Below are 15223 nucleotides of genomic sequence, written 5' to 3' on the forward strand. Positions count from 1 at the left end.
GCGATCTGTTGATCTTGATCCTTGAACAACAAGATCAAAAGATCGCAGCCTGCGGCAGCTCCTACAGGGGGGGATTCTGGTTATAGGGATATGACTTCTTGGCCTAATCGATGCTCTATAAAAAGCGCCGGTTCACTGCTCATTCCCTGCAGACGCCTTCAACAGGGAAGCCCCTCGATGTACTCATTCAAACAACAATTACCTCGACTGACCCTCGCCGCCGCTTTGGCGCTGGGCATGGGACCATTGACTGCGTTGGCGCAGTCGCCCGCAGCGGCGGTGTTCACCTTCGACATTGCCAGCGGCCCGCTCGATGAGGTGCTGCTGGACATCTCGCGGCAGACCGGCGTACCGATCTCCTTCAGCCAGGACCTGGTGCAAGGCAAACGCAGTGCGGCGGTGCGCGGTGCATTAGGCGGGCGTCAGGCCGTGGAAAAAGCGCTGCTTGGCAGCGGCCTGCAAGTCGAGCAAAGCGCTCAGGGCTTGAGTGTTCGCGAAGGCGATGTGGCGGCTGTCGCGCCGGCAAAAGTCAGCGCCGTGACGCCGGCCAGCAGCGCCGATTACCGCATGGAAAAAGTCACCGTGACTGGCTCGCGCATCGCCCGTGCGCAGAGCGATGGAGCGACGCCAGTCAACGTCATCACCCACGAAGAAATGGAAGCGCGCGGCTACAAAAACGTCTACGACGCCTTGGCCACCCAGACTCAAAACACCGGCATGACTCAGGGCGAAGACTACGGCAATACCTGGCAGCCGGCGGCCAGCGCGCTGAACCTGCGCGGTCTCGGGCCCAACCACACGCTGGTGCTGATCAATGGCCGTCGCGTCGCCGATTATCCGACGCCCTACGATGGCAAGGTCAACTTCACCAACCTGGCGAACATTCCGTCGGCGGTCATCGAACGCATCGAAATCCTCAGCAGCGGCGCGTCGGCGATTTACGGCTCGGACGCGATTGCCGGGGTGGTCAACATCATCCTCAAAGACAAGATCAACGGCGTCGACGTCAACCTCAAGGGTGGCACCAGCGAGCGCGGCGGTGGCGACAACCAGCGCTTGCAGATCAGTGGCGGCGGCAGCTGGGGCGACTTCGATGGTTTGTTCGGGCTTGAACTGACCAACCGCGATCCGATCTGGGCCGATGATCGCGGCTTCATGCAGAGCGGCCCGCTGGCCGATGTCGGTTACCGTCGCGACCTGAGCAACAGCCGTTATCTGGGGCCGGGCTGCGGCGCCTACCAAGGCACGTTCGACAACAAACTGTTCAACAACGGCGGTCGCTGCCGCACCGACCAGATGTACAACGATTACTGGACGGTGCAGACCCAGAAGGAAAACTACGACGGTTACACGCGCGGCACCTGGCACTTCAGCGACAGCGGTCAGGTCTTCGCGGACTTGATGTATGGCCTCGATCACATTCAGAACAACACCCGCGGCCCGACCTTCACCTCCCCGGACTTCGTCAACCAGAACAGCGGCAATCTGGAGCGCTGGTATCGTCGTTTCGGTAAAGAGGAAATCGGCGGCCGTACCAGTAACAACAGCAAGTGGCGCGACACCTCGTGGACCGGCACCCTTGGCCTTTCCGACAAGATTGCCGACACCGGCTGGAACTATGATCTGGCGGCCAACCGTTCCGAGTATCGCAGCGTCCGCACCACGCGTTACACGCCGCTGTCGTCGATTCAGGACTTCTACCTCGGCCCGCAGTTGGGTGTCAGCGGCGGCTATCCGGTGTTCGCTCCGGACGCTTCGCGCCTCGACCGGCCATTGACGCCGCAGGAGTGGCAGCAATTTCGCGGCAACCTGACCCAAAGCAGCAAATCGGTGTCGACCAGTTACAACGCGTCGGTCAATGGCGATCTGTTTGATTTGCCGGCAGGGCCGGTAGGGTTCGCCGGTGTGCTGGAAGCGGGTAAACAGGAATATCGCGTGGACCCGGACGACGGCCTCAACGACGGCACCTTTTACGGCGTGAGCCCGGCACAAAGCTCCGGCGGCTCGCGCAAGCGTTACGCGGCGGGCGGCGAGTTCAGCATCCCGGTCACCGACACCGTGCTGGCCACTGCGGCGGGGCGCTGGGATCAATACAAGTTCAGCGGTCGCACCGAACAGCAGAAAACCTACAACCTCGGTCTGGAATGGCGCCCGGTGACCAGCCTGTTGCTGCGCGGCAGTTACGGCACCAGTTTCCGCGCGCCGGACCTCAATTACATCTACCAGTCCGACAGCAACGGCTACTACCCGGCGCAGATCGACTATTACGGTTGCAGCCAGGGCGTGGAGGGCGCCTGTGATCGCGGGCGGGTCGATTACACGCAAAGCGGCACGGCGAATCTGGAGTCGGAACGGGGCAAGTCGTGGACCTACGGTTTTGTCTGGTCGCCGTCGCGCAACTTCGATTTTTCCACTGACTTCTGGCGCGTCGAGATCGATGACCTGCTGACCACCGTTGACGAAAACCGCTTGCTGCAAGAAGAGAATGAATGCCGCAACGGCAGCCAGGACATCAACTCGGCCAATTGCCAATCGACGCTGGCGCGCATTGATCGTAACGCCGGCAACGCCGCCATTGATCCCAATCAGTTACAACGCGTGCGGGTCAATGCGATCAACGCCGCCAGCGAACGGGTCAGCGGCCTCGATTTCAAGAGCAACATTCGCTGGGGCGCGGGGCAGTACGGCGCGTTCAGCTCGGCGCTGGGCTATACCTTGGTGCTTTCGCATTATTACAAGGAGTCCGACGACGCACCGACCCAGGACTGGCGCACCTCGCGCACCAATTACGATTGGCGCAGCAAGGTCAACGCGAGCCTGACCTGGGATTACCAGAACGCCACGGCCACGCTGATGGGCATTCGTTACGGTTCGGTCACCAACGGCGCCGGTGACGGGCGTCTGTCGCCCTGGACAGTGTTCAACGCCAGTGCGCGTTACAAATTGAATGACCGGGCCAGCGTCGGCCTGACCGTGAACAACCTGCTCAATCAGGTCAAACACGATGAATCGGCGGGCTGGCCGTATTACCCGACCGGTAACTACGACCCTTACGGCCGGCAGTGGTGGCTGGATATGAGTTATCACTTCGGCAGTTAAACAGGGCAAGTACGTCGTATACGTCCTACGGAAACTGGAGCCGCTTGTGCGTTATCGGGGATTTTTCCGACGACTTTTTCAGGTTGGTCGTCGGAAGCGCGATCTATAGCATCGGACCTGACATTGAAGTCGCTGAGCGGCTTGAACGCTCAGGTTCCCAGATAAAGGATCGATTATGCGTACCCCACACATCGAGCATGAAACGCCTGCTTATTCCCTGCGTAACTTCTGGATCGACGATCGCGCCAGATGCCCCATGGAGGATGTCGCAATGCCCACGCCAAAAACGCCCCGGCTGACGGGGCTAAAGAAGGTCGCGGGCAAGCCTGTCGATTTGCTCGTGCATGGCCAGGACCTCGGTGACGATGCCATGCTGATTGTCCGCCTTACCGACCAGGGCTTTGAGCTGAGCGACGTCGTCAACATGCTTTCAACTTCTGAAATGTACCTGCGCGAAGACATGGTCAAACGCATCACCGGCAGGTCTGTCAGAACCGTGCAGCGGTTGTTGAAGGAAGGCAAATCGATACGGCTTGACTCGCAGCAGAGTGTCGTCGCCTACCAATATGCGCTGGTGCTGGAGATGGCCACTCGGGCGTTCGGGGGGCTGTCACAGGCGGAGATATGGATGCAAAAACCCACCCCTTACCTTAACGGCTACGTACCGTTGGAACTGACCCGCCACCCACTGGGTTTCCAGATGGTCGAGCAATACTTGTGTCAGCTCCTGTACGGGGGTTACCCATGAATCCCTTGCCCTGGGAAGGGCACTGGTATGGCTGGCGCCTGGATCAGGAGGCCTACGGAGAGACGTGGGACAGCGGGATGGGTTCAAAACTGAAGGGCGGTCGATGGAATGCGCCTGGCCGGCGAGTCGTCTATGCATCTGTCGACCCGTCCTCGGCCATTCTGGAGGTAGCAGCCAATAATAGTTTTGATGCACTGGACAGAGAGCCCTATGTGTTGACGTGCTTTGAGGTCATCCGCGATGCACGGGTCAAAGTCGTTCAGCCCGAAGAGGTACCGAATCCTTACTGGTTGAGTCCCGCGTGGCCGTCTCCCAATCAACAGCGGTTTGCCGACGCTTTACTGGATGAGCATCCATTTCTCCTGATTCCCTCGGCGGCAACCCGCCACTCGTGGAATCTGCTGGTGAGCTGCGACCTGGCAGAGGGGCAATTCAGGATGGTCTCCCAGGAGCGGTTTGGCCTGGATACCCGGTTGTTGAGGGAGGTGACATTGGCTTGATACGGACGCACGGCATTTTGTGCATAACCTCATCACCCAACGGTCTAAACCGCCCTCTATAAATCCTTATTCTTCATCGCACATCCCTGCATAAACCAAAACGCAGGGATGGCTGTTCATGATTCAGTTTTCACCCGTCAAATCACCTTTGAGCCTGGCCTTGCTGCTGGCAATCAACACGCTGCCAGCCATTGCCGCCGACAGCACAGCAACCGAACCGACCACCCAGCTGCAACGCGTCGAAGTCACGGGTACGGCGATCCGCCGGGTCGATGCCGAAACGGCAGTGCCAGTGACCATTCTGCGCGTCGAAGAGTTGCGCGAGCAGGGCGTTTCGACCACGGAGGAGCTGGTCAGCCGCATTTCTGCCAACCAGTCTTCGGTCGGTTCCGGGCGTTCGGTCGGGTCGAGCAGCGGCGGTGCGGCTTATGCGGACTTGCGCGGCATCGGCGCTAACAAGACGCTGGTGCTGCTCAACGGCCGGCGTCTGAGCAACAACGCCACCAATGCGATCAATGGCTCCGGTGTCGACCTCAACACCATTCCATTCGCTGCCATCGACCGCGTTGAGGTGCTGCGCGATGGTGCTTCGGCGTTGTATGGCACCGACGCGATCGGCGGGGTGATCAACTTCATCACCAAGACCAGCCTCACCGAAGGCCAGATCAGCACCAATTACGACACGCCGACGCATTCGGGCGGCGGCGAAAGTCGCAATGTCAGCGGTAGTTGGGGCTTCGGCGATTTGCAGGATGACCGCTTCAACGTCTTCGGCGTGGTCAGTTACGACAAACAGCAACGACTGGCCGCCGATGACCGCGATTACACCTACAACTACCAGCCCGGTCGCGGCCTCGATTACACCTCCGGGACTGCGTCGCCCGCCAACTGGAGCCAGGGCCGCAACGCGACTAATCCATTGGCTGGTTCCGGGTGCAACGCACCGGGGCTGCTGTCGCGCAACGGTATCTGCCGTCAAAGCCTGTGGAATTATCTTGATCTGGTGCCGGAAACCGAGAAGACCTCGGCGTTCGCCAAAGCCACCGGCAAGCTCTCGGACGATCACAACGTCAGCCTCGAATACTTCTGGGCGCGTAACGAAAACCGCACACAGATCGGCCCTGGCACCTTGATGGGCAATCAGGTCAATCCTGGTACTGCGTTCTATCCCGGCAACGGCATCACGCCCGGGCCGAACGGTTTTGCCCTTGATCCGACACAACCGGTGGATGTGAACTGGCGTGAAACCGCCGTTGGCGCACGCCAGCATGAAGATGACAACACCAGTCAGCGTCTGCTGTTGAGTTTCGATGGCACGCTCGCCGGTTGGGATTACAACCTCGGCGCCTCGTACAACCAAAACAAAGTGGTCAACAGCATTGAGGCCGGCTACGTCAACGACCGAGCGGTCAGTGACGGCATTGCCAACGGCGTGATCAACCCTTTCGGTCCACAGACGGCGGCTGGTTCTGCGCTGTTGGCGGCCAACGCGGTCGACGGTGACTACGCCACAGCGGTAGGGCGCGTGAAGGCGATCGACGGTCGCATCAGCCGCGAGATCGGCGACTGGTTCGGTGCCGGCCCTTCGGCGCTGGCGCTGGGAGGCGAGTATCGCAAGGAAGATTTCCATCAGGACTTTGCGCAGTTTGCCGGCGACGTACAGAGCCTCGGCGTTGATCCTAACGGCAGTGTCGCCGGGGATCGCAGCGTCTCGGCGGAATACGCCGAGGTCAATGTGCCGGTGCTCGACAGCCTGGAATTGTCCGCTGCGGTGCGCCACGACAAGTACAGCGATTTTGGCAGCACCACTAATCCTAAATACTCGTTCCGCTTCCAGCCGTTCAAGGAACTGGTGGTGCGTGGCGCCTACAGTGAAGGCTTCCGCGCGCCGTCACTGTATGAACTGTACAACCCGAACTTCACGACCTTCACCAATGCCAACTACAACGATCCGCGTTTGTGCGCCGGTGGTAATCCGAGCAACGGCGGCATCGCCAACCGTGACTGCGCACAACAGTTCAACCGCAGCACCGGTGGCAACACCGACCTGAGCCCGGAAACCGCGCGTAACGTCACCCTCGGTTTTGTCTATCAACCGTTCGAACGCCTGACCACGGGCCTCGATTTCTGGTGGATCGACATTGCCAACCAGATTGCCGAGTTCCCGGAATCGGCTGTGTTCGAGAACCCGGAGTTGTACCCGGAACGGCTGATCCGCAAGCCTGATGGCTCCATCGACCATATCGTCACGGGCCTGGCCAACCTCGGCAAGATCAAGACCAACGGCGTCGATGTCAGCTTCGACTACCGCTTGCCGAGCACCCCGTACGGCAATTTCGGTATCGGCCTGCAAGGCACTTACGTCACCCGATATGACTACCAGCAGCAACAGAAGGGCGACTACATCGACAAGCTCGGCGACTTCCGGGGCGGCGACTTTGCCTCGGCCGGCGCGGTGGCACGCTGGCGGCACAGCCTGACCGGCAGCTGGAATTACGGCGCGTACGGCGTAGCGCTGACCAACCGCTACACCAGCGGTTACCACGACTCCGACCGCGACACCCATGACTACGTCGGCTCGTACAACGTTTGGGATCTGGCCGGTACCTACACCTGGCGCAAAACCCTCAGCGTGACCCTCGGCGCGAAAAACCTGTTCGACCGCGAGCCACCGTTCAGCAACCAGACCTACACGTTCCAGAGTGGTTACGACCCGAAATATGGCGATCCGTTTGGGCGGACGCTGTACACGCGGGTCGCCTACAAATTCTGAATAAGCCCCTGTAGGAGCTGCCGCAGGCTGCGATCTGTTGATTTTCCAACGGCAAAAGATCGCAGCCTCCGGCAGCTTCTACAGAACAGGTTTTAGCAGTTGGTGCGGATTTTAGTCAGTTATTGATCTAAAGCCTGCCCTATAAACATGGCCGGCCTGTTGCACATCACAGGTAGGCAGAAGGTGTGTTGACTGTTCTGGCCCCATCGCTGGCAACCCAGCTCCCACATGGAATACCGACCCTGTGGGAGCTGGCTTGCCAGCGATGAGGCCAGTAGCAGCAACCTGTAAAAGGGATCTGCCCATGTTCTCCAGGCTTATTGTGTTCAGCGCTTTCGTGCTTTTAACCCCGCTCAGTTGGGCGGCGCCGCAACCGGCACTCACGGTCTACGGCGAAGCGCCCAAGTACGCCGCTGATTTTCAGCATCTGGCCTACGCCAACCCCAATGCGCCGAAGGGCGGAAGCTTGCGTCGCTCCTCGCTGGAAAGCGGCCCGTTCGATCACCTGATTCCCTACACCGACAAAGGCACCGGGGTGGCCGATGTTGATGGCTGGCTCTACGCGCCGCTGGCCTATCGCAGCAAAGACGAGCCCTACAGCGTCTACGGTCTGGTGGCGCAGCAGATGGAGCTGGACAGCGACCGCCGCTGGTTGCGTTTTTATCTCAACCCCAATGCGCGTTTCGACGACGGCACGCCGATCACCGCTGAAGATGTGCGCTACACCTTTAACCTCTTCATCACGCAGGGCAGCCTCAAATACCGTCAGCAGTTTCGCGATGTCGCCGAGGTTGTTGTGGAGTCGCCGACGCAAGTGCGCTTCATCTTCAAGAACAACGACAGCCGCACCTTGCCGCTGGATCTGGCGACACTACCGGTGCTGCCCGAACATTGGTGGCGGACACGTGATTTCGCCGAGGGCGGCGGTTTCGAAATTCCGCCGGGCAGCGGCCCGTATCGGATCAGCGCCGTCGATGCCGGGCGCAGCGTGAAATTCCAACGGGTGCAGGACTGGTGGGCCAAGGATCTGCCAATCACCCGTGGGCTCTACAACTTCGATCAATTGAGCGTGGAGTTCTTCGCCGACACCGACGTGTCGCGGCAAGTGCTCAAGGCCGGCGGCTTCGATTACAACCGCGAGTTCTCCGCCACCAGCTACACCATCGGCTATGCCGGGGCCGCGCTGGAGCAAGGCAGATTACTTCGTGAACATCTCGCACCCGGCGCCGCTCAAGGTGCGCAGGGTTTTGTGTTCAACCTGCAGAAACCGCCGTTTCAGGATCGCCGCGTGCGCCAGGCAATCGCCATGCTCTGGGATTTCGAATGGACTAACCGGCAGATGATGCGCGGCATGTACCTGCGTCAGCACAGCTACTTCTCCCACAGCGCACTGGCGGCCCGTGAACTGCCGGACGCCGAAGAACTGAAAATCCTCGAACCCTGGCGCGGCAGGATTCCCGACGAGGTCTTCACTCAGGTGTTCCAGGCGCCGAAAACGGATGGCAGCGGCAACATTCGCGCCGAGCAATTACAGGCGCTGAAGTTGCTCGAAGCCGCTGGCTGGAAACCGCGCGGCGATCAGTTGGTGAACGCCAATGGCGAGCCACTGCACTTCACCTTTCTCAATGGCCAGAAGGGTTTCGAACGGCTATTGCTGCCGTTCAAGCGCAACCTCGCACAGATCGGCATCGGCTTCGATATTCGCCAGGTCGACACCGCGCAATACACCAACCGCGTGCGCAATCGCGACTACGACATGATCGTCGCCGGTTACCCGGTGAGCCAGGCACCGGGGCGCGAGCTGTTCAATTACTTCGGTTCCGATGGCGCCGATGATCCCGGCTCGAACAATTACATGGTACTGCGCGATCCGGCCGTCGATGCACTGCTCGAAGGGCTGGTGCAGGCCGACAATCGCGAGAGTCTGCTGCGTCACGCGCACGCCCTGGATCGCGTGCTGCAGTGGGGTTACTACTGGGTTCCGAATTATTACCCGCCGGGGATTTCCACGGTCTGGTGGAACCGCTTCGGTCGTCCGGCCATTGCGCCGCTGTACGACGCCGGTCTCGACAGCTGGTGGGAAATCAGCCCGACCGCACTGACTTCGACTCAGATGCAAAAGGAGTACAGCCATGTGGGGTTATAGCCTGCGGCGTCTGCTGTTGATCGTGCCGACCTTGTTGGCGATTCTGCTGGTCAACTTCGTCATCGTCCAGGCCGCGCCCGGTGGCCCGGTAGAGCAGGCCATCGCACGCTTGCAAGGCATTGGCGTCGGCGCGGCCGTGGGCTCCAGCCATGTCGAAACGGTGGGTGGTGAATCCCGCGCGACACGAGGGCTGGACCCGAAACTGGTGGCCGACATCGAGCGTCAGTACGGCTTCGACAAACCCGCCAGCGAGCGCTTGTGGCTGATGCTAAAAAGCTATGCGCAACTGGATTTCGGTCAGAGTTTCTTTCGCGGTGCCAGCGTCACTGAACTGATCTGGCAGAAGCTGCCGGTCACCTTGTCGCTGGGCCTGTGGGCGACACTGATCACCTATCTGGTGTCGATACCGCTGGGTATTCGCAAAGCGGTGCACAACGGCTCGGCGTTCGATGTCTGGAGCAGCGTGGCGATCATCGTCGGTTATGCGTTGCCGGGATTTCTGTTCGCGCTGCTGCTGATCGTGGTGTTCGCTGGCGGCACGGCGCTGGACTGGTTTCCGGTGCGCGGGCTGGTGTCCGAGAATTTCGCCGAGCTGACCCCGTGGAGCAAGGTCGCCGACTATTTCTGGCACTTGGTCTTGCCGGTGACGGCGTTGGTGATCGGCGGTTTTGCCACCTTGACGATCCTCACCAAGAACAGCTTTCTCAACGAGATCTCGCGCCTGTACGTGGTGACCGCGCGCGCCAAAGGGCTGAGTCAACGGCAAGTGTTGTACGGCCATGTGTTTCGCAACGCGATGCTGCTGGTCGTCGCCGGTTTGCCGCAAGCGTTGGTGACGGTGTTCTTCGGCGGTTCGCTGTTGATCGAAGTGATCTTTTCCCTCGATGGCCTCGGTCGGCTCAGTTACGAAGCGGCGGTGGCGCGCGATTACCCGGTGGTGTTCGGTTCACTGTTCATCTTCACGTTGTTCGGCCTATTGATAAAACTGCTCGGCGACCTCTGTTACACGCTGGTCGACCCGCGAATCGACTTCACCGCGAGGGCTGCCTGATGCTGACGTTAACTCCAATCGGCCAGCGCCGCTGGGCGCGCTTCAAGGCGCATCGGCGTGGCTGGTGGTCGTTGTGGCTGTTTCTCGCGCTGTTCGGCCTGAGCCTCGGTGGTGAGCTGGTGGCCAATGACAAACCGCTGTTGGTGACGTATCAGGGCGACTGGTACTTTCCGGCGTTCAAGCGCTACACCGAGCAGGATTTCGGCGGCGAGCTGCCTTTTCAACCGGACTATCGCAGCGCGCAGGTGCGGCAATTGATCGAAGGGCAGGGCGGACGGATGTGGTTTGCGCCGATTCCGTTTGCGTTCGACACGGTCAATTACGACCTGACGGAGCCTGCGCCGAGTCCGCCCAGTGGCGCCAACTGGCTGGGCACCGATGATCAGGCGCGGGACGTGCTGGCGCGGGTGATTTTCGGCACACGCGTATCGCTGCTGTTTGCCCTGGCGCTGACGGCGGCGAGTGCGCTGATCGGTATCGCCGCCGGGGCATTGCAGGGCTACTACGGCGGCTGGGTCGACCTGATCGGTCAGCGCGTGCTGGAGGTGTGGTCGGGGCTGCCGGTGTTGTACCTGCTGATCATTCTGTCCGGGTTTGTCGAGCCGAATTTCTGGTGGCTGCTGGGGATCATGGCGCTGTTTTCCTGGCTGAGTCTGGTTGACGTCGTCCGCGCGGAATTCTTGCGCAGTCGTGGCCTGGAATATGTGAAAGCCGCACGGGCATTGGGCGTTGGCGATGCGCAAGTGATCGTCCGGCACATTCTGCCCAATGCCATGAGCGCAACACTGACTTATCTGCCGTTCATCCTCACCGGGGCGATCGCGACCTTGTCGGCGCTGGATTTTCTCGGGTTTGGCATGCCGGCCGGCAGCGCTTCGCTGGGCGAGTTGATCGGCCAGGGCAAAAGTAATCTGCAAGCGCCGTGGCTCGGTCTGACCGCGTTCTTTGCCTTGGCGCTGATCCTTTCATTGCTGGTATTCATCGGCGAGGCCTGCCGCGATGCGTTTGATCCGAGGACTTGATATGCCTGAACATCTGATCGAAATACGCGACCTGCGCGTCGCTTTCAATGGCCAGCCAGTGGTGCACGGCATCGACCTCGATATCCGCCCCGGCGAATGTCTGGCGCTGGTTGGTGAGTCCGGCTCGGGTAAATCGGTGACGGCCCACAGCATTCTGCAATTGCTTGACCCGGCCATCACGCAGATTGACGGCAGCATCCGCTATGCCGGCGAGGAGTTGCTTGGCGTGCATGAGCGCTACTTGCGGCAATTGCGTGGCAACCGCATTGCGATGATTTTTCAGGAGCCGATGAGTTCACTGAACCCTTTGCACACGATTGAGCGGCAACTGGGCGAAAGCCTGGCGCTGCACAAGGGGCTGGCCGGGGCGGCGGCGCGTCAGCGCATTGTGCAGTTGCTCGAACTGGTGGGCATTCAACGCCCGCGCGAACGGCTCAAGGCCTATCCGCATCAACTCTCGGGCGGTCAGCGCCAACGGGTGATGATTGCCATGGCGCTCGCCTGCGAGCCGCAGTTGCTGATCGCCGATGAGCCGACCACGGCGCTGGACGTGACCGTGCAACGCAAGATTTTGTTGCTGCTCAAAGAACTGCAGGAGCGGCTGGGCATGGCGCTGTTGATCATCAGTCATGATCTGAACCTGGTGCGCAATATCGCTCAGCGCGTGGCAGTCATGCGTGGCGGATTGATCGTCGAGCAGGCGCCCTGTGACCAGTTGTTCAGCGCGCCGCAGCATCCTTACAGCATTGAGTTGCTCAACGCCGAGCCCGGTGGTGAGGCGTTGTGCCGGGAGCCCGCTGAGAATTTGCTGGAGGTGCGTGACCTCCATGTGCGCTTTCGTTTGGGCGGCGGTTGGTTGCGCGCGAAGTCCTGGTTGCATGCGGTCAATGGTATTGATTTGAATCTTCAGCGCGGCAAAACCCTGGGGATTGTTGGCGAGTCTGGTTCAGGCAAGTCGACATTGGGCCAGGCCATTCTGCGTTTGCTGGATGCCCAGGGCAGCATTCGCTTTCAGGGCGAGGCGCTGGAGCACTTGAGCGGCAAGCAACTCAGGCCACTGCGCAAACGCCTGCAAGTGGTGTTTCAGGATCCGTTCGGCAGCCTCAGTCCGCGCCTGTGCGTGGAGCAGATCATTGCTGAAGGTTTACAGGTGCACAGCGATTTGAACGCCGGCGAGCGTGAGAGGGCGGTGATCGATGTGCTGCGTGAAGTCGGCCTCGATCCGGCCACCCGCCATCGCTATCCCCACGAGTTCTCCGGTGGTCAGCGGCAACGCATCGCCATTGCCCGGGCGCTGGTGCTCAAGCCCGACTTGATCCTGCTGGATGAACCGACGTCGGCACTGGATCGCACGGTGCAAAAGCAGATCGTGGCTTTGTTGCGGCGTTTGCAGCAAGAACATGGCCTGACTTACCTGTTCATCAGCCACGATCTGGCGGTGGTGCGAGCGCTGGCGCATGACCTGATCGTGATGAAGGAGGGCCAGGTGGTGGAGCGTGGTCAGACGGATCAACTGTTTGCGGGGGCGCGGCATCCTTATACGCAGGAGCTATTGGCGGCATCGTTTGCCACAGCGGTTTTGCCTGTGACACATACCGACAGACTTTTATCCGTCGTGTAGATCCGGTACATTCCGCGTCCTGGCCAATACAAGGAAGTAGATGATGGCAAAACCTGCCGCTCGACTCAGTGATCTCAATGCCTGCCCGGTGACCGGTCACGGTACCAATGCAAGCAACAGCGGTTCACCCGACGTGAACATCAACGGCATGCCCGTGCTGCGTGTTGGCGATACCACGGCTTGCGGCGACTCGGTCACCGAAGGCATCGGCAACATCCTGATCAATGGCAAACCCATTGCCTTTCTTGGCAGCGCCACCGCGCATGGCGGTGTGATCATCACCGGCTCCGGTGACGTCTTCGTCGGCACTGCCGTCGGCTCTGCGCCATTTACCCCGATCATCACCGTGCCCGCGCACAGCGAACGTTTCCAACTGGTCGATGAAACCACCGGCGAAGCCATTCCCGACATGCTCTTTTGCATCGAAACCGGTGACGGCCAGCGCCTCGTCGGCCATACCGACAACCATGGTAACGCCGCGCGGGTATTCACCGCCGATCCCACCTCCATTGTCGTGCAATGGGGCAAGGAAGCCGCCGCTCATCTGGATGCACTGGGCATCGCTTACTAAGGAAGGTTCAACGTGGCGACACCGGAAAAGAAACAGGGCGAGACCAGCGATCAACACGCGACGACGCAGGTGAAGGGCACACTGGCGCAGGACTATGTGACAGTCGTGGGCGCCTCTTACCTCGGCTTTATCGCCAACATGCGTGGTCAGCGCGGCAACATGATGAACTTCATAAATCAGGGAATTCGTCAGATCAGAAGTTATCCGCCGTCCACGCCGAGTTACTCGATTCAAAGGGCATTTCTGATCTTCAAGGATGAGTACGACCCGAAGCTGTTGGCGGAGGTCAAAAAAATCGTGACCGAGCGTTACGGTGCCGAGTATCGCGAGTACGACTCCATTTCGCAGTTGGTTGATTTCGTCGCCACGCGAAAGCGCAGGGGTCGAGAAATCAAGCAAATGGATTTCTTTTCTCATGGTGTGGTGGGGAGCATCGAATTGGGATACGAACTGGATAAGCGCGACAGTTACCGACTGCGCGATGCCCAGGCTCGCATGTTTACTCCTGATGCGTTCGCCTATGGCGCGAAGATTTACTCGTATGCCTGCCGTACCGGATTGGGTATCAACGCAAACCTGAAAGTGGCGGAAAATGAAGACCCGCACTTTGAACTCAGTCTTGCCCAAATCATGGCTGACGCGACGGGCGCAACCGTGTGGGCGTTTCCGCGGCGAAGTTTGTACGATCAGACCTATGGCACCGATGAAGATCGCGCGGCGGTGGATAAGGCGCCGGCCAAACAGGAAGCCGACAAGGCTGCGAGCCGTGCTTACCGCAAAAGTCTCAGTGATTACCAGCGTCGGCTGACGGCCCATCGCGCCGCCAGCAAAAATCCTGACGCTCAGTTGCCGAATGAGAGTCCACCTGTCCAGCCCACCAAAACGTTGAGCGAGAAAGATGCCGCGCTATTGAAACAGGCTCAAGGCAGAGAGCACTACAACGATACACTGGGTTATCCCCTGGACGCTGAAGGTGCTGTCCATGGTGTGCGATCGGGTAATACGCCGGACGGCGTTCCGAAAAAATTGTGCGAATACAAGCCAGCCAAATGACGCTAACCCTTAAAAAAACCACAGTTTGTGCGGCTGGCCTATTGGCCATCGCGGTTTTGCTGGGTCTATATCTTGTTGGCAAGGAAGACGACATGTCCTCGAAAGTAATGATGTATTACGGCATCTGGAGTCCAGACGACAATCGTTTCGACGCCACTCGCTGGTTCAGCAGCGGAATGTACAAAAGGCGCCTGATGGGCACTCCGGCCGAAGCCAGTACAGAAACCATGTTGCGCAGTAAACCTCTGCCCATTGTCGCGAACATGAATGATGACCTGGTCGCTATCGCTGGCGTGGCGCTTGAGTATGATTTTCCCGAGGTCAATACCGACTCCCTGATCAATGATCCGCCGATTCTGACAGGACGCGTCAAGTACTGGGCCAGCAAGTTCGACAAGCCGGACAAGCCGGTTGATCTCTATAACCTGTTCTTGAATTTGGGGCAGGAGCGGTTTGTCATCACCTTCAGTCGAGACGCGCAGACCGGTGAACTGATAGACAAAAACAGTGCAAGGCGGGTGTCTGCGGATCAAGAAGCCGATGCGCAATATGTTCAGATCTTCAAGGAGCTGGACGCCGCCGGCAACCCTTAACCCAGAAACGACAAATCCCGCCATCAAGGCGGGATTTGTTTTTCAA

11 protein-coding genes are annotated in these 15223 nt (G+C 59.6%); all 11 read left to right on the top strand.

The window, feature by feature from the left end; translation table 11 throughout:
- Positions 1 to 177: 177 nt before the first annotated feature.
- Positions 178 to 3099 (top strand): TonB-dependent receptor, encoded by a 2922-nt coding sequence (locus tag PMI37_RS09980; protein WP_008080450.1) that lies wholly within the window; start codon positions 178 to 180, stop codon positions 3097 to 3099.
- Between the two features lie 271 nt (positions 3100 to 3370).
- The gene (locus PMI37_RS09985) at positions 3371 to 3847 is read left to right on the top strand and encodes an antitoxin Xre/MbcA/ParS toxin-binding domain-containing protein (RefSeq protein WP_081500502.1); all 477 of its coding nucleotides are present in this window, start codon (positions 3371 to 3373) and stop codon (positions 3845 to 3847) included.
- Complete coding sequence (locus PMI37_RS09990) at positions 3844 to 4347, top strand: RES family NAD+ phosphorylase (RefSeq protein WP_008080452.1); 504 nt, start codon at positions 3844 to 3846, stop codon at positions 4345 to 4347. Before PMI37_RS09985 ends, PMI37_RS09990 begins: the two co-directional genes overlap by 4 nt.
- A gap of 118 nt (positions 4348 to 4465) precedes the next feature.
- Positions 4466 to 7120, top strand: coding sequence for a TonB-dependent receptor (locus PMI37_RS09995; RefSeq protein ID WP_008080453.1), 2655 nt, complete (start codon positions 4466 to 4468; stop codon positions 7118 to 7120).
- Between the two features lie 304 nt (positions 7121 to 7424).
- Complete coding sequence (locus PMI37_RS10000) at positions 7425 to 9266, top strand: extracellular solute-binding protein (protein WP_008080454.1); 1842 nt, start codon at positions 7425 to 7427, stop codon at positions 9264 to 9266.
- Positions 9253 to 10317 carry a microcin C ABC transporter permease YejB gene (locus PMI37_RS10005; RefSeq protein ID WP_008080455.1) on the top strand — a complete coding sequence of 355 codons (1065 nt, stop codon included), beginning with the start codon at positions 9253 to 9255 and terminating at the stop codon, positions 10315 to 10317. The genes PMI37_RS10000 and PMI37_RS10005 overlap by 14 nt, the downstream gene beginning before the upstream one ends.
- Positions 10317 to 11339: an ABC transporter permease gene (locus PMI37_RS10010; RefSeq protein WP_008080456.1), complete on the top strand. Its 1023-nt coding sequence runs from the start codon at positions 10317 to 10319 to the stop codon at positions 11337 to 11339. Before PMI37_RS10005 ends, PMI37_RS10010 begins: the two co-directional genes overlap by 1 nt.
- 1 nt (position 11340) lies before the next feature.
- Positions 11341 to 12960: an ABC transporter ATP-binding protein gene (locus PMI37_RS10015; RefSeq protein WP_045123091.1), complete on the top strand. Its 1620-nt coding sequence runs from the start codon at positions 11341 to 11343 to the stop codon at positions 12958 to 12960.
- Between the two features lie 43 nt (positions 12961 to 13003).
- Entirely contained in the window at positions 13004 to 13531 is a 528-nt protein-coding gene (locus tag PMI37_RS10020) for a PAAR domain-containing protein (RefSeq protein ID WP_008080458.1), read from the top strand.
- A gap of 12 nt (positions 13532 to 13543) precedes the next feature.
- Positions 13544 to 14584 (top strand): hypothetical protein, encoded by a 1041-nt coding sequence (locus PMI37_RS10025; protein WP_008080459.1) that lies wholly within the window; start codon positions 13544 to 13546, stop codon positions 14582 to 14584.
- Between the two features lie 92 nt (positions 14585 to 14676).
- A complete protein-coding gene (locus PMI37_RS10030; RefSeq protein ID WP_008080460.1) occupies positions 14677 to 15177 on the top strand; it encodes a hypothetical protein in 501 nt (166 codons plus the stop codon).
- The last annotated feature ends 46 nt before the right edge of the window (positions 15178 to 15223 follow it).

The organism is Pseudomonas sp. GM80 (genome assembly GCF_000282515.1).
GTDB lineage: Bacteria > Pseudomonadota > Gammaproteobacteria > Pseudomonadales > Pseudomonadaceae > Aquipseudomonas.

Coding starts and splice junctions, on each gene's coding strand:
- PMI37_RS09980 (WP_008080450.1), top strand. CDS start 178: ATGTACTCATTCAAACAACAATTACCTCGACTGACCCTCGCCGCCGCT.
- PMI37_RS09985 (WP_081500502.1), top strand. CDS start 3,371: ATGCCCACGCCAAAAACGCCCCGGCTGACGGGGCTAAAGAAGGTCGCG.
- PMI37_RS09990 (WP_008080452.1), top strand. CDS start 3,844: ATGAATCCCTTGCCCTGGGAAGGGCACTGGTATGGCTGGCGCCTGGAT.
- PMI37_RS09995 (WP_008080453.1), top strand. CDS start 4,466: ATGATTCAGTTTTCACCCGTCAAATCACCTTTGAGCCTGGCCTTGCTG.
- PMI37_RS10000 (WP_008080454.1), top strand. CDS start 7,425: ATGTTCTCCAGGCTTATTGTGTTCAGCGCTTTCGTGCTTTTAACCCCG.
- PMI37_RS10005 (WP_008080455.1), top strand. CDS start 9,253: ATGTGGGGTTATAGCCTGCGGCGTCTGCTGTTGATCGTGCCGACCTTG.
- PMI37_RS10010 (WP_008080456.1), top strand. CDS start 10,317: ATGCTGACGTTAACTCCAATCGGCCAGCGCCGCTGGGCGCGCTTCAAG.
- PMI37_RS10015 (WP_045123091.1), top strand. CDS start 11,341: ATGCCTGAACATCTGATCGAAATACGCGACCTGCGCGTCGCTTTCAAT.
- PMI37_RS10020 (WP_008080458.1), top strand. CDS start 13,004: ATGGCAAAACCTGCCGCTCGACTCAGTGATCTCAATGCCTGCCCGGTG.
- PMI37_RS10030 (WP_008080460.1), top strand. CDS start 14,677: ATGTCCTCGAAAGTAATGATGTATTACGGCATCTGGAGTCCAGACGAC.